Raw genomic sequence first — 25,521 nt, forward strand, 5'->3', positions numbered from 1 at the left:
GGTTATTTTTTTGTGCTATCAGCTAATTTTATTGTTGATAGTATAAGAAAACTTAGGCTTTCGCCAATATTTGGTGATAAGCCAAGTTTTTCTAATGAGGTGGTTTTGAATGAGACATTGGTATGATATTTTCCCTCGAAATACGGGGTTAAGCTTGTATATTTGGATTATTTTTTGTGTGTTGCCTTTTTATTTTATATTTCGTTCCACTTCCTTGTGGGAGATTGGGGCTGGAATAGCGGCGACAATGTTGTTTTTTGGCGTGTACTGGATGACATTTAATTCGCATGGTCCATTGGTATACATAGGATTAAGTATTGAATTTGTGATTCATATTATGATGACGATTTTGTTTGGATATGTTTATTTTGCTTTGTTCTCCGCTTTTTATATAGGAAATATCCGGAGTAAAGCGGGGTTCATTACGATGTATGTTATTCACCTCGTCGCAACGGTTGGAGCAATGACAGCAGGGTTCTTATTAAATTATTCCTTGTTTTTAAGCCAAATACCTTTCTTAATTATGACGATTTTAGGGGTTATATTAATTCCGATAAATCGCTATAATCGATTTAAACAAGAAAAGCTAGAAGGACAGCTGGAGGATGCAAATCGAAAAATTGCTCAATTAGCGATTATTGAAGAGCGACATCGAATCGCAAGAGATTTACACGATACTCTAGGTCAAAAATTATCGATGATTGGCTTGAAAAGTGAATTATCTGCAAAACTTGTTGACAAAGATCCTAAAGCAGTGAGGAAAGAGTTACAAGATGTCCGGGATACGGCTCGTCAAGCATTGAAAGAAGTTCGTGAAATGGTTTCAAATATGAGAAGTATCCGGTTAGCGGAAGAAGTGGAACATGCCAAGCAGTTACTGGACGCCGCAGAGATTGAGAGAGAAATTACATTCGATGCGGAATGCGACCATCTTCCGCTTTTTTTAGAAAATGTGTTAAGCATGTGTTTAAAAGAGGCAGTAACTAATGTAGTGAAGCATAGCAACGCTACTTCTTGCTTCATTTACATTTCAGAAACGATGCAATCCATAAAACTTGCCGTGATCGATAATGGTATCGGTAGTATGGATAACGAGAGTTATGGAAATGGGTTAAAAGGAATGAAAGAGCGACTGGATTTTGTCAACGGAACGCTGGATATTAAGAGAAGAAGCAATGGTTTTGAAGTGTATATATCTGTTCCAAAAGTTTTGAGGCAGATAGAAGAGGAGGAAGAGCTGTGATCCGAATTGTGCTTGCTGAAGATCAACAGTTGTTATTAGGTGCGCTTGGGGCTTTATTAGATTTAGAGGAAGATATGGAAGTAGTAGGAAAAGCAAATAATGGTGAAGAAGTATTAGCCTTAGTGAAAAAAGAAATGCCAGATATTTGCTTAATGGACATTGAAATGCCAGTGATGACCGGACTCGATGCAGCCGAACAGTTGCGAAACCACTCTTGCAAAGTGGTTATCCTTACGACTTTCGCTAGGCCGGGATATTTTGAAAGGGCCAAAAATGCCGGTGTCAGTGGTTATATGTTAAAGGATAGCCCTAGTGAAGATTTAGTACATTCGATTCGCCAGATCATGAGAGGAAAACGAGTTTATTCTCCGGAATTAATTGATCTAGCCTTTTCGGAAGAAAACCCTCTAACTAACAGAGAAATTGAAGTGATGAAATTATTAGCGGAAGGAAGAACGACCAAAAGTATTGCGAAAGAACTTTTTTTATCAAATGGAACGGTTCGGAATTATATATCGATTATTCTAGATAAATTAGAGGTAGATAACCGTATCGAAGCGATTGCTAAAGTTAATGAAAAGGGATGGTTAAAATAGAAACTGTTTTTCAGTTTCTATTTTTTGCTTTTTTATGTAAAAGAGCATACAATATCTTTCGTGACTAGAAATAATCTGTACATATGGGAGTGAGAGCATGACTACGTCCGTTCAAAAACGAGGAACTATCGTTGCTTTGTTATTAGCTGGAGCTTTTATTGCTATACTTAATCAAACGTTAATGATTACAGCAATTCCTCCAATTATGAATGAAATGGGAATTACTGCTAACTCAGCGCAATGGCTAACGACCATTTTTATGCTAGTGAATGGTATTATGATTCCAATCAGTGCCTTTTTAATAGATCGATTTACAACGAGACAGTTATTTATTACCGCAATGAGTGTATTTGCTGTTGGAACATTAGTGGCAGCTCTAGCTCCTAATTTTACCATGTTATTAGCTGGACGTGTGATTCAGTCAGCTGGTGCTGGTGTGATGCTACCATTAATGCAAACCGTATTTCTCATGATATTCCCTGTCAATAAACGAGGATCAATTATGGGGTTAGTAGGGTTGGTTATTTCTTTTGCTCCGGCAATTGGTCCATCATTATCAGGCTGGATTACTGACCAATTTTCTTGGCGTGTTTTATTCTATATTATTTTGCCTATTGCTATTATTGATATCGTCATAGCTTATTTTGTTATGAAAAATGTAACCGAGATTTCTAAGCCAAAGCTGGACATTCCATCGATTATCTTATCGTCTTTTGGTTTTGGTGGTCTGCTATATGGCTTTACAAGTGCGGGTAATAATGGCTGGAGTTCTCCAGTAACTATTGTTGTACTAACTGTAGGAGTTATCTCACTGCTCTGGTTTATTTTAAGACAATTGAAATTGACACACCCCATGTTAGAATTTCGTGTCTTTACCTATTCGATTTTCCCATTAACGGTAACCCTTGGTATGATTGCATTTATGGGCTTAATCGCAGTAGAAACTCTCGTTCCGTTGTATATGCAGGATTCAAGAGAGTTCTCGGCTGTACAATCGGGACTGGTTATTTTACCAGGGGCGTTAATCACCGGCATCATGTCCCCGATAACGGGAAGGATATTTGATAAAGTCGGAGCGAGATGGCTTGCAATTATAGGTTTTTCATTAATGACGATTGGCTCATTTTTATTCACAATTTTAGATGATAAAACATCCATTACTTATTTGACGGTTGTGTTTGCTATCAGAATGTTAGGTATATCAATGGTGATGATGCCGGCTGCAACTGCTGGTTTAAATCAATTACCGAAAAAACTAATTGCTCATGGTGCAGCAATGGATAACACATTGCGTAACGTGTCCGCCTCTGTTGGTACTGCAATCATCGTAACGGTACTAACGCAGGCAGAGTCAATTGCTGAACAAAGTGGTGATCTTTATCCTGGGATAGCGGGTGCTAATATGGCCTTTTTAGTCCTTTCGATTATCACCTTAATAGGGTTAATTTTATCCTTTTTTATTAAAAAAAGCAGACCATACGAAGAAGAAGGAGATTAGTATTATTGCTAATCTCTTTTTTGATAAGGTAGGAAAGTATATAACCGTTGGTATCCTATTCATGTTGTTTATTATGAAAGTTATCGTGTGCAAGGAAATCGCTTCGGCTGCCCACTCCAGTAGGAGTTGAAGCGGGCGGCCTCCGCTGTATCGTTTGCTCTACAATGGTAATCACTGTTATCTTTTTGAACGTTCTAAAAGGACTGGGCGGGTTTCTTATTTAAGATAAGAATATACCCCGTCATTATTGCATTTTTGTATCAACAACATGTTCCTTGTGAAGAATCGTAGTGGTATTGGTAGATGATCGGTTGGCTGAGCGCTAGAAAAAAAGCCACCAGATCCAAAACGGGTGACTTTATTAAAAAAGTAACTATTTAACTAATGTCGCTTGTGCTTAGGGATTGCTTGTTCGATAAAGTTGTCTGCCAATTTTCTCAGTTCTTCTTTCATTGTCTCGCCTTCCATCGGTAAACCGTGACCAGCGATTATGATATCGGGTTCTAAATTTGCCAGCTTTTTGACAGATTCCTCAGCGCTAAACCAGTCTTCTGTAAAATAAGCAGGTGGTCCGTATACATGTTGTAGAGGAAAAAACACTGCTATTGATGACTCTGGTTTTTCTGTTGAAATCGCATCGCCTGCAATTAATAAACGATCCTTTTCACGAAACAAACTAATATGACCAGGGGTGTGCCCGGGTGTTTCGATGTATTTCCAATCCTCTAGAAAAGGAATAGTACCATCATTAGGCAATGCTGTCACAAGACCTTCCAAGTGCTCTGGCTTGGTAGGGAATATCGTTGATAACAAAGAGATCATCCCCCCTCCAACAGTTGGATCACCTGGAGGATATTCTCTTTCTCCTGTGACATAGTCCATCTCATTTTCATGGATATAAATCGGCACATCCCAGTATTTTGCCAATTTTTTCGCAGAACCGATATGGTCAAAATGCCCGTGTGTTAATATAATTGCCTGTGGTGGTTTGTTGCCGTAACGATGTTCGCAAGCATGAAGAATTCTTTCTTGATATTTTCGAGTACCCGCATCAATTAAAACCCAATCTTCATTTGGTGCGCCGATCATGACGACATTTACAATTAGAGTTCGATAATATGCTATATCCGGAAGTACTTCTTCCGGTATGGCATGATCGAAATCACGTTCCAGTTCTTTCCACTTTTCAATATGTTCTTGATCCATTGTTTCTCCCACCTTATCTGAGCGTAAACTATCTTTATTTTGGTGTGAAAAGAGAATAATTATACTGTTATCAGAAAATTTAAAAAATACTTGTTGTTATCGAAGTAGTATGATATCATTTATAACAAATTCAAGTAATGCACGTACAATTTAATAAAACGAAAGATTTTCTTATCCAGAGAGGTGGAGGGACTGACCCTAAGAAGCCTCGGCAACCAGCACAAATGTGCCCGGTGCCAATTTCAGAGGATCACATTTTGATTCAGAAGATGAGAAGATTCGACGCCGATTGTTTTTTAGATTCACATGATACAATCAATAGTAGAATCCTTCTCTATCTTTAAGAGAAGGATTTTTTTAATGCAAAAAAGGGAGGAGAATGGAAATGAGTGATTTATTATTTGCCTATTGGGTACCAAACGTAAGTGGAGGTTTAGTAGTATCAAAGTTGCCGCAAAAAACAGATTGGAGTTTTGAAGCGAATAAACGTTATGCACAAATTGCTGAGGAAGTTGGGTTTGATTATGGGTTGTTACAAACGCGTTTTTTTGCTAGTTATGGAGCGGACAAACAACTGGAAGCAATCACATTAGCGACAGCTTTAGGTGCTGTAACGAAAAACTTAAAATTAATCGCTGCTGTATTACCAGGACTGTGGCACCCAGCAGTTTACGCTAAGATGCTGTCTACACTGGATCATGTAACAAATGGCCGTGCTGCCGTAAATGTCGTAAGTGGTTGGTTGAAGGATGAATTTACTGCTTATGGTGAAAAGTGGATTGATCATGATAAGCGTTATAAACGGTCGGAAGAATTTATTCGCGTATTACGTGCGATGTTTACTGAAGAACCGGCAAACTTTAGCGGGGATTATTACTCCATTCAGGATGCACCAATGAAACCGAAGCCGGAAACTAATATTCCGATCTTCCAAGGCGGAAATTCACAAGCGGCGAAAGAAATGGCATCCCGGGTATCTGATTTCTATTTCATGAACGGTAATACATTAGAAGGTTTTGAAAAGCAAATTAACATAGTAAAAGAGTTAGCGGAAAAAGAAGGAAGAGAAGTAAAATTCGCTGTGAACGGTTTTGCCATTGTTCGAGATACAGAAGAAGAAGCTGTCCAATTATTACGTGATATCATTTCACATAAAGATGACGATGCAGTTGAAGGCTTCCGACAAGCAGTTAAAGAAGCAGGACAATCGACGAAACAAAAAGAAGGTATGTGGGCCAATTCAACAAAAGAAGATCTTGTCCAATATAATGATGGTTTTAAAACAGGTCTGATCGGTACACCAGAACAAGTGGCGGATCGTATTATTGAACTAAAGAAAATCGGTGTCGACTTGGTGTTGACAGGACACTTCCACTATGAAGAAGATCTAAGACGTTTTGGTGAAGAAGTGATTCCTTTAGTGAAACAAAAAGAAAAAGAATTGAAGGAAGCTGGTGTCTTTTCATGAAAATAGCTGCCATTGCGGGGAGCTTGACACCGTTGTCTAAAACGTTACTGACAGTGAAAGAAGCTGTTGGCCATATTCGCCGTCACCACGATCATGTAGAAGTGAATTTGATAAATTTGAAGGAATACCAGCTAGATTTTTGTGATGGTCGTGATCCCTCTGAATATGAAGGAGATTCGAAAAAAATAATTAAGGAAATCGTTGAAGCAGATGCGTTAATTGTAGGTACTCCCATTTATCGAGGATCAATCCCAGGTGCATTAAAAAATGTATTTGACCTTATTCCTAACACTGCATTAAAAGGGAAAGTACTGGCATTTATCGCAACAGGTGGGTCGTATCATCATTTTTTGGCAATTGAACATCAATTAAAGCCGTTAGCTGGTTATTTTAAAGCATACACCTTGCCTGGAAATGTGTATGCACATAACGATCATTTTCAGAATAAACAGCTTACTGATGAAGGTATTAAACAGCGGTTACACGAACTGAGTGATTCCGTCGTAACATTAAGTAAATCTCTTGACAGTAAAGTGATTGGTGCCGAACAACCAGTCATTCCGCGACAAAGTTTAGCACAGACATAAGTAAAATTAATGTAAAAAATGAAAAAGCCCTTCACATGTATGGACAAATTAGTAAAACATGATAAAATTTTAGTAAGTCGATGTGAGGGAGTTCGATCAAGATGAAAATGTGGATGAAAAAATTAACCGTTTTATTAGTGACAATATTAACACTTGGTTTATATGTCCCGCCTATCTATATTAATGCTGATGTAGATTTAGGCAAAAAAGACTTAGAGCCAAGTGAAGATCGGCCAAAACAAGTAGATGAAGAGGGAATAGAAGATTCGATAACAGAAGAGAATCTCATTCTTGAAGATTCGAATCAACTTTATCTGCAGGAATTAAACCACCTTGCCAAAGACCAAGTGCAGGCGAAGTTAGGCACCAAAATATCGGCAAAAATTAATAATGATGTGAATCAAGTAGTCTTACCAAACCTTGTAATGGTATTAGATAAATTATATGAAGAAATTGGGGAAGATGAAAGCCAATACTTAATGGTTGCCGAAGAGCCTTCTGCCGGATATGGTGAGCGTATTTTTAATTTATACAATGTGAAAGAAAAAGAAAATGTTGCTAAGTTTCATGTCAATCGATTAAGAAGACCGCAAGACGGTTATTATTTTCAATTTCACTATCATTTGCAAGACGATCAATTCGAAGAGCATTTCCCGATAGGAGAAGTTTATTGGGGAAAAGATACACCACCAAAATGGATGTCGTAATAGATAGGATGCCTTACATATAGGAGGCATCCTTTTTAACCATAATAGCAGAAATATAACATGTCAGAATTTTAAAACATTTTTCTTTATTTTAACTCGAAATATCGGTAAAATAAGTTTTGTTGCGGTGCTAATCGTTTGTAAAACTGCCTTTAAGGTTCGAGTAAATCAAGTGGGGGATCACGAACGCTAACACCCTGATAAGTTTCACTAACCATCAGCTTTATCGTGAATTTTTTAAGGGAATCATATTAAAAAGGAGTCACACAAAATGCCTATTAAAGTGCCGGATTTACTACCAGCTAAGAGTAAGTTACAAGAAGAGAATATTTTCGTTATGGATGAAAGTCGGGCATTTAAACAAGACATTCGGCCGCTTAAAATATTGATATTAAATTTAATGCCATTGAAGCAACAAACTGAAACACACTTATTACGATTATTGGGGAATAGCCCATTGCAAATAGAGGTAGGATTATTGCATACAAGCACACATACGTCTAGGAATACCTCAGTAGAGCATTTAAAGCAATTTTATAAATCAATTGATGATGTAAAGTCTAATAAATATGATGGTTTAATTATTACTGGTGCACCAATTGAAAAATTACCTTATGAAGAAGTGAATTACTGGGAAGAGCTGTCTCAAATTATGGAATGGAGTAAAACCAATGTAACCTCTACCCTGCATATTTGTTGGGGAGCGATGGCTGGTCTGTACTATCATCATGGTGTGGATAAGTATATGATGCCAGAAAAATTATCAGGTATTTATACACATACTATTAATGATCCTCGAGAAAAGTTAGTCAGTGGCTTTGATGAGGAGTTTTTAGTACCGCATTCACGTCATGCTGATATCCGTAAAGAAGATATCGAAAAAGTGCCAAGTCTGAAAATATTAAGTGAATCGAAGCAAGCGGGAGTATATATGATTGCTTCAACAGATGGTAAACAGATCTTTGCCACAGGGCACCCAGAATATGATGCTTTAACATTAAAGAAAGAGTTTGATCGTGATACGGCAGCGGGCTTGAACCCCATGATACCGGAAAACTATTATCCGGATGATGATCCAAACCAAGCTCCAAAATTACGCTGGCGCACACATTCCAATATATTGATCTCTAATTGGCTGAATTATTATGTTTATCAGGAAACGCCCTATGAATTGTAAAAGACTTGCCCAATAGAAAGCTTAAGACCTCTCCGGAAAATAGGAATAGGTTTTAAGCTTTTTTTAAACAGCTAAAAGATAAATGTTTCAAATGTCATGCACTCACTTTCCTCTCTGATTTTACAATCCCAACATCGCCTTGTTTCTGGCGTTTCATGTGGTTAAACGTTCTTTTATGCTTTAAAAAAATAGTTTGAATCACCAACTTTGTGCAAAACATTAGTAAATGGTTTTGAATGAGGTGAGTGATGTTGAGCAGTTCTAATAAAAAAATAAAAATAATCACAGCTCCAGGATTTGCAGATGATGTCATTAATGAAATGAAAAGTGATCTGCCTTCCTTGTTGGAGTATTATGTTGATGAAACAGTAAATTGGGAATTTGAACACGAAACAGATCCTTTAACAGGATCGACAGAGAATGCAAGGGAAATTTTGGAAGCAATATTAGAAAATGCACAAGAATATGATAATACCTTTTTGATTTGTTTAACAGATTTACCGTTATTCCATAATAGTAATGTTGTGGTTGCTGAAGCATATGAAAAAAAGAATATAGCATTACTTAGTTTGCCTGCTCTTGGATCTACCCCAATGATCAAACGAATTAGGGCCTCTATTATCCAATTAGTCAATGAAATGTATAGAGGAGTCACTGATGAAGACCAACAAAAATTGAGAGATAAGATAGAGGAAGCAGCTAAAGACGGTCTAAGAATTGTTAATGGTTATATACTAGTTAGCAAAAAAGGGCTAGAGAGGTTCTCTCCAGTTAGAAGAGAAACACCTCAAAATGGTGAGGAAAATATCGATGTTCGTTTTACTATTCCTTCAAGATACTTAGGAGGCTTACGAATTTTACCTGGTATGGTACGGGCGAACCGTCCTTGTAGAATGTTTCCATCTTTCATAAAAGTAATGGTTGTTGCATTTACCACAGGAACTTATGCCTTAATTTTTCCGACTTCATGGATGTTAGCGAATGAATATGAGACGTGGCGCATGATCATATTAAGTTTTGTGTCTATTATTGCGATGATCACTTGGATTATCGTCGCTCACAAACTATGGGAATCACCAAGAGTTGAGACAAATAACCTAAAAAGAATGTTATACAATATAACCACGGCTTGTACATTGATGATTTCAGTTACATTATTCTACTTAAACTTATATCTTTTGTTTTTAATCGCTGTTTTTTTATTCATTCCTATAGGTATGTTAGAATCTCAAGTAAGTTCTAATGTTAGTTACAGTGATTACTTTTACATAGCATGGATTATCACTAGTTTCGCTACAATTATTGGTGCTTTAGGATCTGCTTTAGAAAGTGAAGAAACAATACTTTCTGCAACTTATGGATATCGACAAAAACAGCGGTATGAACAATTGAAAAGGAAAGAAGAAGAAAAGAAGCAGCAATCTTAAAATAAGCTCTTCATGAAAAAGACCGGGCGGAGATTTGCCCGGTTATACTTAGTGTAATTTTTGCTGATAGTGCGCATAGGAATCTGTGGCGAGGGTTACTGCCTGGGCGAATGCTGCACCTCCACCTAGTGCGGCGCTAACAGCAATCGTTTCCATTAATTCTTCCTCATTAGCACCGTTTTCTACAGCACCTTTTGAATGATAAATAATACAATACTCGTCCTGGGCATAAATACTGATCGCTAGCGCCATAAGTTGCTTTTCTTTTTTACCAATTGTTCCGTCCTTAAATGCCTCTTCGGTAAACTCAAAATATCCTCTTGTCATCTCAGGTAAGTATTCTTCCATTCTTCTGGTACCACGTTTAAAATCTGCTATTGATTGATCAAAATAGTTTACATGTTCATGGTTATCCATCTTTTATCCCGCCTTTCATTTTAATGTGTGAAAAAGCATAAGATTTTATACAGACACGATAGACAGAAAAGATTAAAGTCGTTAAAATTTGAAAAGGGGGGTAATAAAAGATGAGTGAAGAAAAAGATAAAGTTCAACTAAAAGTTAGAGACAATGGATCCATTCTAGTAACAGGAGATGTTGAATTAGTGGATGCAGAGGGGAATCCATTCGAAACAAAACCAAAGTTTTCATTGTGTCGATGTGGTGCATCCAAAAACAAACCATTCTGTGATGGATCCCATAAAGAAATTGATTTTCAGGATCAAATAAGAGCGAAATAAGTTTGACAAGCACACAAGATATTTGTGTGCTAATGCTTTTTTCCCATTTTTAAAGCATGTTGTTTTAATCTCTCTCTTAGTGGTAATACATCAGTAACGCTACCTAAAGAGAGGAGAATGATGGATGGCACAAAATAAAGATGTCGAAGTAGAAAGAAGAGAAAAGAAATCAGACCCTAGTAAAGTAGGCGTTGCTGCGATTAAATATATTACCTATTTAATTATTTTCTTTGGAATTTTGTGGTTTCTAATCACTTATGTATTTGGGCGATTGTTCTAATTAAAATAGAGAAGCAGAGGGCACTACCATTTCGGTTGGTGCCTTTTCCTTTTGATTGCCATTGCGGTTGAAAATGATCTGTAGTAATGTGTGTTGGAGATGGAGGTGATTTCATGAGGAAGAGGCAACAAATTCTCTTAAGAAAATTATTGTTAGCAAATGGGCAAGTAGCCTTAGTGCAGAATTTGGCCAAAGAGCTAGACTGTTCAGAGAAAACGATTCGAAATGATTTGCAAATAGTGGAATCGTTTTTAGAAGAACAAAGTAATGGTCAATTGATAAGAAAGCCTGGTGTAGGGGTATCGATTGAAATATCTGATTATGAAAAGCAAGAAGTTTTATCTTTGATTCAATCTGAAAATAATGCGGCAAAAAGAAGTGTTTTAGATGTTACAGAGCAAAAAGAAATATTATATCAGCTTCTTATTCATGAAAATGTCTCCATTCAACAGTTAACGGACCGTTACTTTGTTTCACATACGACGATAAAAAAAGTTATCGATGAGATAGATGCATGGTTAAGAACCATAAATGTACAGGTGAAGACCAAGCAAAAAGTTGGTATTGTGGTCGAAGCAGCAGAAAAGGATATTAGAATAGCAATCCAGCATATCGATTATTATAAAGAAAAGAAAGGTTCGCCATCTTTTTCTTTCGTGTATCAACAAGTGCATGAGCATGAACGACGAGCATTGGATCAATCTTTTCTAACGTTTATACGCGATTATCAAATTCCATTAACCGATGAAAGTATAAAGAATTTAAAGACCTATATGATAGTGATGATGAAAAGATTGAAAACCAACCATATGGTGGAAATAAGTGAAGATCATTTAGCATTCATAACAAAGAAACAAGAATTTCAATGGATTGAGAAATTAGTGGAGGACTTAGAGGAAATTTTTCTTATTAAAGTACCAGAACATGAAAGGGTATACTTGACCATGCAATTCCTGGGAGCAAAATTTCAGGATAGGCATGGCGATGTGTCTCATTTTGATGCTGATGTTGATCAACAAGCAGAATGGCTGACAGATGTGCTGACCAAACGATTGAGTGTCTTAGCATTAATGCCTTTTGGCCATGATGAAACATTAAAAGAAGGATTAAAGGTTCATCTTTATTCTGTTATCAATCGTTTGAAATATGAACTTCCTGTCCAAAATCCGTTGGCATCAGATATTAAACAGATGTATCCGTTTATGTTTGATGCTTTAATTACCGTATTACAGGATGTGGAGGAAGAATTACCATATCAAATCCCGGAAGATGAAGTGGCATTTTTAACCTTGCACTATCAGGCTTCAGTGGAACGAATTAGAGGGGAACGTCAGTTTAACAAAAAAATAGTCATCGTATGTCATATGGGGATAGGCGTATCAGAAATTTTGCGATCAAAAATTGCTGCTTCATTTCATGCAACTGACATAGTAGCTACTCTTCCGCAAAACAAATTGGAACTGTTTTTAAAGGAACAGTCAGTAGACCTTATTGTTTCCACTATGCCTTTAGAGGACGAAAAGATTCGACATGTGATGATTACACCTCTTTTTAATGAGCATGATAAAAATAAGTTACGAAATGCTTTGCTTGGAAAGAGCGAAGGTACTAGTGATTCTGTATTAAGAAGCTATATAAAAGATGATTATATATTTTTGGATTTAGCTATAGAACATCGCTTCGAATTAATAGAGAAATTATCAGAGAGGTTAGTTCATGATGGTTTGGTAGAAGAGGATTATGGGCATCAAGCGCTAATCCGTGAACGGGCAGCAGCTACAGCAATTGGTGGTGGTATCGCCATTCCACATGGGGACCCGGATTTAGTCAAAGAATCTGCTATTGTAATAGCAACGTTAAAAGAACCAATCACGTGGGGGACGGAAACAGTTTCTTTAATTTTCTTTCTTGTATTGAAACAGGAGTCGTCAGATAAAAGAAGAAAACTATTCCATCAGTTGTCAAGGTTGGCAGGTAATCCAGAGAAGGTTGCTAAACTTACCGGTGTAACAGATGTAGATAATTTTTTAGATTTAATAGATTAAAAAATCCTTGCAGTTCCTATGAATTGTGAGGATTTCCTATATTAAGGGAAAAGATGAATTTTGGTTATTTTACAAAGTATATTCCGAGGTAATAAATGGGTATTTTTACCTTGTTCCTCCGTACTAAAAAAATCATTTTTGCCGGAAGTAGTGGTAAGTTTCTTTTATTTTGATTTGTCGATTTGGGGGTATACTATGAGTAAATACAATAAGGGAAGGTGTTAATAGATGACTAAAGTATTAGCGATTACATCTTGTCCTAATGGGATTGCGCATACGTATATGGCTGCTGAGAATTTGGAAAAAGCAGCAGAAGAGATGAATATAGATATTAAAGTGGAAACGCAAGGCTCAATTGGGGCGGAAAATGAATTGACCGCATCGGAGATTGAAGAAGCAGATGCAATAATTATTGCTGCGGATAAAGCAGTTGAAAAGTCTCGCTTTATAGGTAAGAAGTTGGTAGCAGCAGGTGTACAGGAAGGGATTCGAAATCCTAAAAACTTAATTGAAAAAGCGTTAAGTGATGATGCCCCGGTACATAAAGGGGAAGGGAATAACAAAAAAGAAAAAATGCCAACAGCTTCGGAAGGGACGAAGCAAAATCCAATTTACCGTCACTTAATGAATGGTGTATCCTTTATGGTACCATTTATCGTTGTCGGGGGGTTATTAATTGCGATTGCTTTAACCATCGGTGGTGTTCCAGGTGAAGGCGGTATTGCGATACCAGAAGATTCCTTTTGGAAAACGATAGAGTCGATTGGTGGTGCCGCGTTTAGCTTTATGGTACCAATCTTGGCTGGTTACATTGCTTATAGTATTGCAGATCGACCAGGTTTAGCTCCAGGTATGATTGGCGGTTTTATTGCTGCTAATGGGAGCTTTTATGGTAGTGAAGCAAGTGCAGGTTTTCTTGGTGGTATTATCGCAGGTTTCTTAGCAGGTTATGTGGCGTTATGGATTAAGAAAATTAAAGTGCCGAAGATGGTACAACCGATTATGCCAATTATTATTATTCCGGTATTTTCTTCGCTAATTGTAGGGTTGCTTTTTGTATTATTAATCGGTGCCCCAGTAGCACAAGTATTTGAATCACTAACAGGTTGGCTTGCAGGTATGCAAGGAACAAGCTCGATTTTATTGGCTCTCATTTTAGGTGCTATGATTTCATTTGATATGGGTGGCCCGGTTAATAAAGTAGCCTTCTTATTTGGTGCAGCAATGATTGGCGAAGGTAACTATGAAATCATGGGCCCTATTGCGGTTGCCATTGCTGTACCGCCAATTGGTTTAGGCTTAGCAACATTAATGTTCAAAAATAAATTCGAACAAGCACAGCAGGAAACTGGTAAGGCATCTTTAGCAATGGGCTTCTTCGGTATTACAGAGGGTGCAATTCCATTCGCGGCACAGGATCCTTTACGTGTCATCCCGAGTATTATGATCGGTTCCATGACAGGTTCAGTTGTTGCCATGTTAAGTAATGTTGGAGACAGGGTAGCGCATGGTGGCCCAATAGTTGGGGTATTAGGCGCTGTTGACAATGTCATTATGTTCTTCGTTGCCATTATTATTGGTGCAATTGTGACGGCATTTATGATTAATTTACTGAGGAAAGATGTTGAAAACCCAGTCGTAGAAGATTCAGCTGTAGAAGAAGCGGAGTCGAATAATCCTTCTGCTCCCCAATCAGTAGAACAAATAGATAAACTAACAGACATTACAAGTGTAGAGTTAATTGATCCAGATATTAAAGCAAATGACAGAGATGGTGTCATTGATGAAATGATTGCAAAATTAGATGCTAATGATGTTTTAACATCTAAACAAGACTTTAGAAAAGCAATATTAGATCGTGAAGCAGAAAGCTCTACAGGTATTGGTATGAATGTGGCCATTCCCCACGGTAAATCAGATGCAGTAAAAGTACCACGGGTCGTGTTTGGGATAAAAAGAGATGGTGTAGATTGGCATAGTGCGGATGATTCTCTGGCGAAGTTAGTCTTCATGATTGCCGTACCAAAACATGCAGAAGGAGATGCGCATTTAAAGATCCTACAAATGCTCTCCAGAAAATTAATGGATGATCAATTTAGAGAACAATTATTAAATGTAAGGTCTGAGGAAGAAGCATATCAATTATTAGACCAAATACAATAACAGTTAAACACCCCTTTTCCATTTTAAGTGGAGAAGGGGTGTTTTGTTTGAATAAAAGAAAGAATAGGGTTTTTCGCCTAAATTTTCTGATTTATTATAATCTAATGGGGTGTAATCGGGTAATTCCTTTGTCCATCTGATACAATGTACCCTCTTCTAAAAACCTTGTTAGATTACCTTACACAAAAATTGAGGTGTTTAGGATTTCGGCTTAGACTGTATTTAACAGTTGATGTTAATAAAATTTACAAGGAGAGGGAAAAGATTATGGATACTGTACTTATGGATAATTTATGGGTCATTATTGGTACTTTTTTAGTTTTATTAATGATAGGTGGATTTATTTTACTTGAGGCTGGTTCTACTAGAATGAAAAACGCCGGCCACATTGCAGGAAAAACAATTTTTACAATTGGAATCGGCTCAATCGTATTCTGGGCTGTCGGTTGGGGCTTCATTTATGGTGATGGTAACATGTTTATCGGTTTATCCGATTTCTTCTATGGTGATACATCATTTAGTGAAGATGGGTTATCCCCAGCAGTTGACTTTATGTTTCAAATGATGTTTGCACTAATTGCCTTAACGATTGCATTCGGCGGTTTTGCGGAACGTGCAAAATTATCAGCATATGTTATATTCGCAGTTTTATTCTCCGCATTAGTTTATCCAGTTGTTGCTCACTGGATTTGGGGTGCAGGCTGGTTAGCGGATCATGGTAAGCAAGACTTTGCAGGTTCAACAGTTGTACACTTAACAGGTGCGATGGCAGCATTGGCTGCAACGGTTGTTTTAAAACCTCGTATTGGTAAATACAATAAAGATGGTTCTTCTAATGAGTTAGCAGGCCACAACCAAGTATATACAGCATTAGCAGTATTACTTTTATGGGTAGGTTGGTTCGGTTTTAACGGTGCAAGTACATTTGGAGTGGAAGATGCATTCTTTGGTTATGTTATTTTAAATACACAATTAGGAGCGGCTGCTGGTGCAATTGCAGCAATGTTACTAGTGTGGGCACTAACAGGAAAAGCAGATGTTCCAACGACATTGAATGGTGCATTAGCAGGTCTTGTAGCCATTACAGCATCTTGTGGTTTCGTTGAACCATGGGCAGCAGTAGTGATTGGTGCGATTGGTGGTCTTATTGTTTACGCGAGTATGCGATTCTTTGATCGTGCCCGTATTGACGATCCAATCTTCGCATTATCTGTTCACGGTACTGTCGGTGTTTGGGGTACGATTTCTACAGGTTTCTTCGCTACACATGAATTATCAGTTGGTATGGATTGGGGTCAACCAGGTTTATTCTACGGTGGTGGATTCGAGCAATTAGGTGTTCAAATTTTAGGTGTTGCAGCATCTGGTGCTTATGCATTTGTTGTATCATTCATTATCCTTAAGATTATGGATAAAGTAATGGGTGGAATAAGAGTTTCAGAAGAAGAAGAAATCATTGGTCTTGACATGAGTGAGCATGGTAGCTATGGTTATCCTGAGAACATTCCACACCCTGATGAACAACAGGCAAAATAATGCATAGTTCTTCTATAAAGGAGAGGACCTCCGTAATGAGTTACGAAGACATAAGAAAATGGCGTGAACAACACATTCATGAACAAATAGACCATGAACAACTAAACAATTTTCACGATGATTTAATGCTAAAAACCGTACAATTAGCGATGGAGAAAGTTAAGGAAGAGCAGGGGGAAGTCCCTGCTCCCTTCGCTTTTTTTCTGATGGGTAGTGCGAGCAGAAGGGAACAATCGATATGGAGTGATCAAGATCACGGCATTATTTTCGATGGTCCCAAACAACATCAAACTTATTTCCAAAAACTAGGAACAGAGATAGTGGATGGTATGGAATTGGTTGGTTATGAACGGTGTGAGGGTAAAGTGATGGCGTCAGAATCTCGATGGACAAAATCTGTTGAAGGTTGGAAACAACAAATCACAAATTGGCTTGATGAAGAGAGCTGGCAATCGTTACGTCATTTTTCAACTTTCTTTGATTCTCGTGTTTTACTAGGTGAAGAAAGATTACTGGCAGATGTAAAACAAGTTACATTTTCATATATTCAAAGTCATCCGAAAATAATCAATAGATTAGTAGATAATGTAGGCTTTATCCGGAAAGGTGTAGGAGTATTCGGACAGATATTGCCGGAACAATCCGGAAAAAGAACCGGTCAAATAAATATTAAAACAACAGCACTGTTTCCATTTGTTAACGCCCTTCGACTATTAGTATTATGCAATCAAGTAATGAAAACACCTACTATCGAAAGATTTGCAGCACTTAAAACGAAATACTCCTTTTTAACAGAGTATCAAATACTGTTTGAAAGTTTGCTAGCTTTTAAGTTTCAGTTTACAAAAGATGCAGTCGAATATGAAGAGGTACATTATATTCCTTTAAAGAAGTTATCAAAAAAAGACAAACAGGAGTTGAAGGAATATATGAAAAAAGGTGCGGAACTTTTTGAGCGAACAAAAAATACGATAGAAAAAGAGTGTTCTAAATGGTAATGAATCAGATGCTTCAATTTATTAAACAGATGTCAGGGAAAATGAGTGATATCAATCCTGTTACCAGTCAAACGGATGCAAGAAAGATTGCTTATATTCGTAATTTACAAAGAGAATTGAAGCAAAAAGATGTGTTAAATACACCTTTTAAAGATTTAACTGTGGTAGTGTTTGATATCGAAACAACAGGTTTTTATCCCTACAATGGCGATCGAATTCTCTCTATAGGTGCAGTGAAAATGAAAGGATCAGAAGTCTTAAGAGACCAGCTATTTTATAAAACGATCCATAGTGAATTACCCCCTTCAGAAGAAATTGCAGCTTTAACTGGGATCACTGAAGCAGAACTAAGGCAAGCAGCACCTTTGCCAGAAGTGTTAAGGCAATTCTTCCAGTTTGTTCGTAGTGATACTTTGATTGCCCATCACTCCAGTCATGAGAAACAATTTATGAAACATGCTAGTTGGACAGCGTTGAAAACAAGCTTTCAGCATCGCATTATTGATACTTCTTTTTTAACAAAGGTTGTATCTCCGGGAGTTTCTTTAATTACATTGGATGAGTGGTGTGATCATTATGGAGTAGATATTGGCCGTAGACATCATGCGTTATATGATGCTGCAGCAACTGCCAAGTTATGGTCGGAAAATGTAAAAAAAGTAGAAGAAATGGGCTTTACGAATTTAAAAGATATTTATACACATATTGCTAGTTTGCCTTAATTCTGAAAGGAGAGGAAAAGAACGTGAATCATGACATACCAGATCATATGGCCACCTTTCCAATTAGTGTAGTAAAAGAACTGACGAAATTAAGTGGAAGGCAAATTCGTTACTATGAAGAACAAGGATTAATCTCCCCAGCCAGAAATGAAGGGAACAGAAGAATCTTCTCTTTACATGATATCGAGCGGTTAAAGAGAATTAAAGAACTGATTGATCAAGGAATTAACATTGCTGGTATTAAAGCGATGTTAAAAGATTAACAATTCCCCCGGTTTTTTAGTGAAAACAAAAGGGGGTTTTTTAATGCCCAAAAAACCTCCCAATGCCACAGTTTCCATAAACTGCGAAGTAACTTTTGTGTTCCTTCCTCCCATTCTATTTGAGATGAGTGCTAGTCCGACGCTGCGGAAAAACACTCCCTTTCCGTGGGGAACGCTTCAGCCTCCTCGCGAGCAAAGAACGCTCACTGCGGGGTCTTCAGACTGTTCCTTTCCCACAGGAGTGTCGCATTTTTCCGCAGCTTTGAATAGTGTTCTAATAAAGTGATAGAAAGTTCCAAGAATATAGTTCCATGAGTCCATTTCTTTCAACAATCAGAACTCCAAAATTAGCGGAGGCAGAATACGCAGACTCCTGTGGGAACAGCGCGAGCTGAAGACCCCACAGAAAAGCGCACTTTGCTTTTTGAGGAGGCTGAGGCCGTGCCCACGGAAAGCGAAGTATTCTGCCGAAGCGGTATTCCAGCACTCACTATAAAAGAGTGGAAGAAAGCATCACTCTGAAAATTTTCATTAGTTCGCAGTTTGTATCTACTGCTTCATAATACATTTATTTAAATCGATATTTTAAAACAAACTATCAAAAAAATAGTACCTTGCATTATACAGTAGTTGATGGTATAGTTTGATTATTGAGTACTAATTGTATACCAGTACCATACAATGTATAGTACTGGTGAGGAAATCGGAGGTTAACTACCATGAATATCCAATTTAAAAAAGGAGCGCTAGAGTTATGTGTGCTTGCTTTGTTAAATAAGCAAGATCATTACGGTTACGAGCTTGTCAAAAAAATATCAGATCAGATTGCTATATCTGAAGGTTCTGTTTACCCCTTATTAAGGAGATTGAAGAAGGAAGAGTACTTTACAACTTATTTGCAGGAATCACAGGAAGGGCCATCGCGTAAATATTACAAATTAACGGATAAAGGTAGAGAGTATCTTTATGATTTGCTCAAGGAATGGCAGCAATTCTCTGAAGGAGTAAATCATATTATTAAGGAAGGTGTTAGTAATGAATAAAAAGGAATTTTTAACAAGTTTAGATTCAAGGTTACAAAAGCTTTCGAAAGAAGAGAGACTAGATATTTTGCAGGATTTCAGTGAACACTTCGAGATTGGTAAAGAAGATGGGAAGACAGAAGAAGCAATTGCTCATTCATTAGGATCACCCAGTCAAATTGAGAAAGAATTATTAGCTAGCTACTATGTAGAAAAAGTGGAGTCCACTTCATCAGCGAGTAATGTATTAAAAGCTGTTTGGGCGGTTATCGGATTAAGTTTCTTCAACTTAGTAATTGTACTCGGACCTTTTATCGCTCTAGTTAGCTTGATTGCGGCTGGCTGGATAGCAGGTACAGCATTCGTATTGTCTCCAATATTGTTCCTAATTAATGTAGCCGTTTTTCCCGGTACTTTCGAATTTTTTGACATGTTTTTTTCTCTTACACTATGTGGACTCGGTTTATTAGTTGTGATTGGAATGCTTTTTGTCACCCGTTATTCGACAAAAGGACTCATAAAATATTTGAATTATAATGTAAATCTTGTTAAAGGTGGAATGAAATCATGATAAATATAAAGAAAATCATTATGATTGCCTGCATATTAGTATTAGTAGGTGGAATCGGCAGTGTCATGTCTTACCGATTCTATGAACCAGCTACCCTTGCTGTAACTAAGGAAGTACAAAGCACTGAAATTACTTCCATAGAAATCGATATACAAAATGAAAAAGTAGACATCATACCTACAACCGATCCTACCCCAAAGGTTGAATTGACAGGTACAGAGGATAGTCATTCTAAAACGGAATTAGTTGTAGAGGAAAATAATAATACATTATCGATTCATACAGAAAATGAAATGGGGAAATGGTTTAGCTTTAATTTCTTTAATAGCTCACGTACGTTAACCGTCTATTTACCTGAACAAGAATATCAACGTTTGGCAGTTGAGATTAGTAATGGAAGCTTACAAGCACAAGGTTTAACGATAAACGAGGTAAATGTAGAAACTAAGAATGGAAAAATAGATCTTAGTGATATCGTAGCGGATTCCTACCAACTGAAAACGTCTAATGGCAAAATTGATCTTGAAAACGTCGAGGGGGAATTGGCTGCGAGGGCGAATAACGGAGCAATTTCCTTGGTAACAGAGAATTTGGATCGCAATATTAATTTTGAAACAGATAATGGGAGAATTAAGATCCAGAGCGAGAAAGAACCAACAAATGCGGTCATTGATACAAAGGTGGATAATGGAAGGATCAATCTATTTGGAGATTCTGACTACAATACGATAATTGGGGATGGGGACAATCTGGTGAAATTAAGTACGAAAAACGGAAGTATTACCGTTACTCAATAAGTTACTTTTAAAGGAGTGAACAGATGTGAGTCACTCCTTTAAAGTTTATCTGCATGTTAGAAACAACATGATTGCATCGTTCATAGTATCTTCAGGTATAAGTACGTATTCATTACGATTTTGTAAGGAATTCCACGATCTTCTATGTCTGTTTTCTCTTAATCGTCGTTTGATATAAAAATTCCATCCTTTGTTTTCTAAGAAAAGATTAAATTTTACTTGTTAAATAAGTCAAATACCCCGCCAATACCACCTTCTCCTTTATTTCCACCTTTCTCAGGTAGTGCAGCAAATACCTTACTTGCAAGGCGACTGAATGGTAATGATTGCACCCACACCGTTCCTGGTCCTGACAATGTTGCAAAGAAAATCCCTTCTCCGCCGAATAGTGCAGTTTTGATTCCCCCAACAAATTCAATGTTATAATCTACATCGCCAGTCATTGCAACTAAACATCCTGTATCGACACGTAATTTCTCCCCAGGCTGTAATTCACGCTTGTGGATGGTACCTCCAGCATGAACAAATGCCATGCCATCTCCTTCTAACTTTTGCATGATAAAACCTTCTCCACCAAAGAATCCAGTCCCCATTTTACGCTGAAATTCAACACCTATAGCCACTCCTTTAGCAGCAGCTAAGAAAGCATCTTTCTGGCATATAATTTTCCCGTTTAATTCGCTTAAATCCATGGGTACGATTTTTCCTGGATAAGGGGAAGCAAATGAGACATGTTTTTTACCTGCACCCTGATTCGTAAATGTTGTCATAAATAAACTTTCACCTGTAATAACTCGTTTACCAGCACCAAGTAATTTACCAACCAGTCCTCCTTGATTGGAAGACCCATCCCCGAAAATCGTTTCCATCGAGATATCACTATCCATCATCATTAAACTTCCAGCTTCAGCAACTACTGTTTCCTGTGGATCTAACTCCACTTCTACAAATTGCATATCATCTCCGTGTAATTTAAAGTCAATTTCATGATTGTTCATTTCCATTCAACTCCTTTTCAATAGTCTATTCGTATATACGTATCGTATCACATAGAGGATTCGATTTTTCAGAAAATTCAAATTTACATGAATAAATATTCACTTTGTTTATAAAAAATGCTGATATCATCACATTTCTATAGATTACAGAAACATTGCAAATTTAGAGTAATTAAGGAAAATGCGGAGAATAAAAAAGAATTTAAAAGAATTTTATAATATATGTTTACAAATTAATAAAATATGGTACGATATAAGTGAATTCAATAATAAATGAGAATATTTTTTTAGGAAAGGGGATAGTTGACTATGGTAACTTCTTTATACATGGTTTCTCTAACTATTCTGCTTACTTTTCTAGTTTTATCTGCGATTGAAAAAGTAACTTCACGCAGAAAAAAACTAAAAGTAGAGATGAATTTAGAAACACCCAACACGCATGTACAACCGGCCATTGCTGGTAAAAAAATGAGATAATCAACTAGTCATTGAAGTTTAAGACTAGATGAAATAGAGCCTCCTGAATTATACTGGAGGCTTTTTGTTTTGTAGATAAAAAGCATATAATGTCGTGTTTAGCTTCGCACACCCAGTGACTAGTGTGATTTCACTCCCCTCCGTAATTTCTTGTGGTGATTTCAATTATTTAGAAAATTATTAAAATTAGAACTTCTCTCAATCCTCTTTGAAAGTATCTCCATTCCACTTATAATGTAATTTGTCTTATCAGAATATAGGTCAAATTTTCTGAAAATTTTTTAATTTATAAAAAGGTGGATTACGATGGAAGAAAAAAATAAAGTGGGCTTATTTCAACGAAGCCTTAATCGAATTGAATATATCGGAAATAAATTACCACATCCGGTGACACTATTCCTCATTTTAGCGTTTATCGTTCTGATCGCATCTGCAATTGTTTCCAGTACAGGTGTATCTGTAGACCATCCAGGAGATCCAGAACAGCAGGTCACGGTTAAAAACTTATTGAATGCAGAAGGAATTAATTATATTTTCACAAGTATGGTAGATAACTTCATTAACTTTGCTCCACTTGGGGTTGTATTAGTAACAATGCTTGGAATTGGTTTAGCAGAGCGTACCGGATTAATTAGTGCAGGGTTGCGTGCATTTGTATTATCATTACCGAAGTTTCTTATTACAGCAGGTTTAGTGTTTGCAGGTATTATGTCCAGTATGGCAACGGATGCCGGTTATGTGGTTTTACCACCACTTGGTGCGGTACTTTTTGCGGCACTAGGTCGTCATCCATTAGCAGGTCTTGCTGCCGCTTTTGCAGGGGTGTCAGCAGGATTTAGTGCAAACTTTGTCCCAACTGCATTGGAGCCGTTATTAGGTGAGATGACTATCGCTGCGACAACAGATGCTGCCTATGCTGAAACGATGAATATTTTAATGAATTATTACTTTACGGTTGTATCGGTATTTGTACTAACTATAGTAGGTACACTTGTAACAGAAAAGGTAGTTGAGCCAAGGCTAGGTGTCTACACAGGCTCCTATAAAGAAGACGCAACGGGCATATCAAAAGTTGAGAAAAAAGGCTTAGGCTATGCAGGATTGTCATTGCTAGTTGGTTTAATTGCTGTATCCTTTTTAATTGTTCCAGAAAATGCGCCATTACGGGGGGAAGATGGAGCTATTATTATTTCACCATTTATGAGTTCATTAGTACCGATTATTTTCATCTTGTTCTTTATTCCAGGTGTTGTATACGGGATTGTAACGAAGAATGTGAAAAGTGATAAAGATGTAGCTAATCACCTATCAGATTCAATGGGAGCAATGGGAATGTTCGTTGTTCTGTCCTTTGCAGCTGGTCAGTTTGTGGCATTTTTTAATGAATCTAATTTAGGGACGTTAATTGGTGTGTATGGTGCGGAATTTCTGGACAGCATTAGCTTAACTGGTATTCCATTATTAATTGTCTTCATTATTATTGCTGGTATTATCAATATTTTTATCGGAAGTGCGACAGCAAAATGGGCAATGATGGCACCAATATTTGTACCAATTATGATGGAATTCGGCTATTCTCCAGAGTTAACACAGATGGCATATCGTATTGCAGACTCGTCCACAAATATTATTTCACCATTAATGACTTACTTTGCATTAATTATCGCCTATGCACAAAAATATGATAAGAAAATGGGAATGGGTACACTGATTTCAACCATGTTTCCATATTCTATCTTCTTCTTTATCATTTGGACATTAATGCTAATCGTGTGGATCCTACTAGGGATAGACCTAGGACCAGGCTCCCCAATCCACTACCATAACTAAGAAAAGAAAAGGATAAAAACCCATTATAACAGGGTTTTTATCCTTTTTTGTTTGAAATAAACTGAGGTGCTTTTATTTTTACGCAGCAGAGTGGAGAGGTGCAGAGTCAAGATTTCAGCTGCTCCGGTAGATTTCTATCACCATGAGGAATCTTCAACTCATAGAAAGGTAAACAGCAAATCTAAGAAGGGAGAGCAAAGATTCGTTGTAAAAATGAAGATAGCGACTCAGGGTGCGCACTAAGGATTACATTTAGTCTCCCTGAGAGTGGATATTTTTAGTTATCATATTCCCATTCATCTTTAAGGTGCAAATAAAGCAATACCAACCATACTTCGTTATTTTTTGTGCTATCTTGCATCTGATCTTTAATTTTCGGCAAGAGAATCTCGCTTACCTGCTTCGTCAACAGGTTTTTTTCCTGTGCACTCATATGAAGGATTCGATGTACATAGGTCTGTAAAAGACGCCAATCCTTTTGATTAAATTGTCTTAAATGGAAAGATTCTAATTGTAATTCTTCCTTTTGAATCCCTAGTTGAACGATATGCTTTTCAAGTGGAGATTGTTTAAGCGGCTTTTTTCGTCTTTCGTGGACAACAATTGTTCCTGCTGTCATATCGCCTAACCTTTTGTGTTTAGAATGGAAGAAAATCAGTATAATACCAACAGCATAAGCACTTGGCAACATATCTATCACCCTTACAAAGTTTCGAATGATACTCGAAAGGAGTGTAATATTATGTCCGTTTTCCTGTACAACTCGGATACCTAACAATCTCTTGCCAATTGTTCGACCTCCCCAAAAGTATTCAAAGAAGATAAAGTACCCAAATTGCAGTAAAAGTATAATGATAATGATAATAGCTAACATGACACTTTCGAGATGCCCTAAAAATAAATCACTTAAACTATTATTAAATGCGAAAAACAATAGCAATATAATCAAAAATTGTGTTAATAAGATAATAGTATAGTCAATAATTTGGGCAGCAGATCTTGATCCTAAGCCAGCTAATTGAAATTGTAAGGAGACATACTCAGGTGTTTTGACATTTAACTGTTCTTGTTCCATGTTTAACCTCTTTCTTAATATTTTCTTAGTATATACAGTATGTTTCTATACTGTTCATGAAGACTATTTTCCATTATAATAAAGTAAAATGCTAG

General features: G+C 37.1%; 24 protein-coding genes, 1 pseudogene and 1 riboswitch. Of the genes and pseudogenes, 21 read left to right on the top strand and 4 right to left on the bottom strand.

Annotated elements, in window-relative coordinates; all coding sequences use genetic code 11:
• Positions 1-109 precede the first annotated feature (109 nt).
• From GI584_RS02600 to GI584_RS02610, 3 genes are all read left to right on the top strand, one after another.
• A complete protein-coding gene (locus tag GI584_RS02600; RefSeq protein WP_153790151.1) occupies positions 110-1,243 on the top strand; it encodes a sensor histidine kinase in 1,134 nt (377 codons plus the stop codon).
• Positions 1,240-1,839, top strand: coding sequence for a response regulator transcription factor (locus GI584_RS02605; protein WP_153790152.1), 600 nt, complete (start codon positions 1,240-1,242; stop codon positions 1,837-1,839). Before GI584_RS02600 ends, GI584_RS02605 begins: the two co-directional genes overlap by 4 nt.
• Before the next feature lie 97 nt (positions 1,840-1,936).
• Positions 1,937-3,337 (top strand): MDR family MFS transporter, encoded by a 1,401-nt coding sequence (locus tag GI584_RS02610; RefSeq protein ID WP_153790153.1) that lies wholly within the window; start codon positions 1,937-1,939, stop codon positions 3,335-3,337.
• A gap of 381 nt (positions 3,338-3,718) precedes the next feature.
• On the opposite strand, the gene GI584_RS02615 is transcribed toward GI584_RS02610, so the two are convergent.
• Positions 3,719-4,543: an MBL fold metallo-hydrolase gene (locus tag GI584_RS02615; protein ID WP_153790154.1), complete on the bottom strand. Its 825-nt coding sequence runs from the start codon at positions 4,541-4,543 to the stop codon at positions 3,719-3,721.
• A gap of 168 nt (positions 4,544-4,711) precedes the next feature.
• Positions 4,712-4,819: riboswitch (SAM riboswitch) on the top strand.
• A gap of 109 nt (positions 4,820-4,928) precedes the next feature.
• Here GI584_RS02615 and sfnG point away from each other — a divergent pair.
• The 5 genes from sfnG (at position 4,929) to GI584_RS02640 (ending at position 9,909) form a co-directional block, all read left to right on the top strand.
• Positions 4,929-6,011, top strand: coding sequence for a dimethylsulfone monooxygenase SfnG (gene sfnG / locus GI584_RS02620; RefSeq protein WP_153790155.1), 1,083 nt, complete (start codon positions 4,929-4,931; stop codon positions 6,009-6,011).
• A gap of 32 nt (positions 6,012-6,043) precedes the next feature.
• Positions 6,044-6,598 carry an NADPH-dependent FMN reductase gene (locus GI584_RS02625; protein ID WP_233752157.1) on the top strand — a complete coding sequence of 185 codons (555 nt, stop codon included), beginning with the start codon at positions 6,044-6,046 and terminating at the stop codon, positions 6,596-6,598.
• A gap of 101 nt (positions 6,599-6,699) precedes the next feature.
• A complete protein-coding gene (locus GI584_RS02630) occupies positions 6,700-7,305 on the top strand; it encodes a YpjP family protein (RefSeq protein WP_100362170.1) in 606 nt (201 codons plus the stop codon).
• A 271-nt stretch (positions 7,306-7,576) separates the two neighbouring features.
• On the top strand, positions 7,577-8,482 hold the full coding sequence (gene metA, locus GI584_RS02635) for a homoserine O-acetyltransferase MetA (RefSeq protein ID WP_153790157.1): 906 nt from the start codon (positions 7,577-7,579) through the stop codon (positions 8,480-8,482).
• Positions 8,483-8,730: 248 nt separating this feature from the next.
• Positions 8,731-9,909, top strand: a complete 1,179-nt coding sequence (locus tag GI584_RS02640; protein WP_153790158.1) for a hypothetical protein — start codon at positions 8,731-8,733, stop codon at positions 9,907-9,909.
• Between the two features lie 48 nt (positions 9,910-9,957).
• On the opposite strand, the gene GI584_RS02645 is transcribed toward GI584_RS02640, so the two are convergent.
• The gene (locus tag GI584_RS02645) at positions 9,958-10,326 is read right to left on the bottom strand and encodes a carboxymuconolactone decarboxylase family protein (protein WP_100362167.1); all 369 of its coding nucleotides are present in this window, start codon (positions 10,324-10,326) and stop codon (positions 9,958-9,960) included.
• 110 nt (positions 10,327-10,436) lie between these two features.
• On the opposite strand from GI584_RS02645, the gene GI584_RS02650 reads away from it, so the two are divergent.
• The 11 genes and pseudogenes from GI584_RS02650 to GI584_RS02695 all read left to right on the top strand — a co-directional run bounded on the left by GI584_RS02650 (position 10,437) and on the right by GI584_RS02695 (position 21,046).
• The gene (locus tag GI584_RS02650; protein WP_153790159.1) at positions 10,437-10,649 is read left to right on the top strand and encodes a CDGSH iron-sulfur domain-containing protein; all 213 of its coding nucleotides are present in this window, start codon (positions 10,437-10,439) and stop codon (positions 10,647-10,649) included.
• 124 nt (positions 10,650-10,773) lie between these two features.
• Positions 10,774-10,929 carry a hypothetical protein gene (locus tag GI584_RS23750; protein WP_194842108.1) on the top strand — a complete coding sequence of 52 codons (156 nt, stop codon included), beginning with the start codon at positions 10,774-10,776 and terminating at the stop codon, positions 10,927-10,929.
• 113 nt (positions 10,930-11,042) lie between these two features.
• Positions 11,043-12,974, top strand: coding sequence for a BglG family transcription antiterminator (locus tag GI584_RS02655; RefSeq protein ID WP_194842109.1), 1,932 nt, complete (start codon positions 11,043-11,045; stop codon positions 12,972-12,974).
• Positions 12,975-13,202: 228 nt separating this feature from the next.
• Entirely contained in the window at positions 13,203-15,137 is a 1,935-nt protein-coding gene (locus tag GI584_RS02660) for a fructose-specific PTS transporter subunit EIIC (RefSeq protein ID WP_153790161.1), read from the top strand.
• A 267-nt stretch (positions 15,138-15,404) separates the two neighbouring features.
• Positions 15,405-16,673, top strand: a complete 1,269-nt coding sequence (locus GI584_RS02665; RefSeq protein WP_100362163.1) for an ammonium transporter — start codon at positions 15,405-15,407, stop codon at positions 16,671-16,673.
• Between the two features lie 35 nt (positions 16,674-16,708).
• Entirely contained in the window at positions 16,709-17,671 is a 963-nt protein-coding gene (locus GI584_RS02670) for a DUF294 nucleotidyltransferase-like domain-containing protein (RefSeq protein ID WP_100362162.1), read from the top strand.
• Positions 17,665-18,393: an exonuclease domain-containing protein gene (locus GI584_RS02675; protein ID WP_153790162.1), complete on the top strand. Its 729-nt coding sequence runs from the start codon at positions 17,665-17,667 to the stop codon at positions 18,391-18,393. The genes GI584_RS02670 and GI584_RS02675 overlap by 7 nt, the downstream gene beginning before the upstream one ends.
• Positions 18,394-18,440: 47 nt before the next feature.
• Positions 18,441-18,644, top strand: a pseudogene (locus GI584_RS02680) (MerR family transcriptional regulator); the annotation flags it as partial.
• 731 nt (positions 18,645-19,375) lie between these two features.
• On the top strand, positions 19,376-19,699 hold the full coding sequence (locus tag GI584_RS02685; protein ID WP_100362158.1) for a PadR family transcriptional regulator: 324 nt from the start codon (positions 19,376-19,378) through the stop codon (positions 19,697-19,699).
• Positions 19,692-20,249 carry an HAAS signaling domain-containing protein gene (locus tag GI584_RS02690; RefSeq protein WP_153790163.1) on the top strand — a complete coding sequence of 186 codons (558 nt, stop codon included), beginning with the start codon at positions 19,692-19,694 and terminating at the stop codon, positions 20,247-20,249. The genes GI584_RS02685 and GI584_RS02690 overlap by 8 nt, the downstream gene beginning before the upstream one ends.
• Positions 20,246-21,046 (top strand): DUF4097 family beta strand repeat-containing protein, encoded by an 801-nt coding sequence (locus tag GI584_RS02695; RefSeq protein WP_100362156.1) that lies wholly within the window; start codon positions 20,246-20,248, stop codon positions 21,044-21,046. Before GI584_RS02690 ends, GI584_RS02695 begins: the two co-directional genes overlap by 4 nt.
• Positions 21,047-21,261: 215 nt before the next feature.
• Here the strand turns inward: GI584_RS02695 and GI584_RS02700 are convergent, their stop codons facing one another.
• The gene (locus tag GI584_RS02700) at positions 21,262-22,044 is read right to left on the bottom strand and encodes a TIGR00266 family protein (RefSeq protein ID WP_100362155.1); all 783 of its coding nucleotides are present in this window, start codon (positions 22,042-22,044) and stop codon (positions 21,262-21,264) included.
• A 309-nt stretch (positions 22,045-22,353) separates the two neighbouring features.
• Here GI584_RS02700 and GI584_RS02705 point away from each other — a divergent pair, with 309 nt between their 5' ends.
• Together GI584_RS02705 and GI584_RS02710 are read left to right on the top strand one after the other, a co-directional pair.
• The gene (locus GI584_RS02705) at positions 22,354-22,521 is read left to right on the top strand and encodes a hypothetical protein (RefSeq protein WP_153790164.1); all 168 of its coding nucleotides are present in this window, start codon (positions 22,354-22,356) and stop codon (positions 22,519-22,521) included.
• 306 nt (positions 22,522-22,827) lie between these two features.
• Positions 22,828-24,351 (top strand): AbgT family transporter, encoded by a 1,524-nt coding sequence (locus GI584_RS02710; RefSeq protein WP_153790165.1) that lies wholly within the window; start codon positions 22,828-22,830, stop codon positions 24,349-24,351.
• A 277-nt stretch (positions 24,352-24,628) separates the two neighbouring features.
• Here GI584_RS02710 and GI584_RS02715 read toward each other — a convergent pair whose 3' ends face one another.
• Positions 24,629-25,426 (bottom strand): RDD family protein, encoded by a 798-nt coding sequence (locus GI584_RS02715; protein ID WP_153790166.1) that lies wholly within the window; start codon positions 25,424-25,426, stop codon positions 24,629-24,631.
• Positions 25,427-25,521 lie beyond the last annotated feature (95 nt).

Source organism: Gracilibacillus salitolerans, assembly GCF_009650095.1.
Taxonomy (GTDB): domain Bacteria; phylum Bacillota; class Bacilli; order Bacillales; family Amphibacillaceae; genus Gracilibacillus; species Gracilibacillus salitolerans.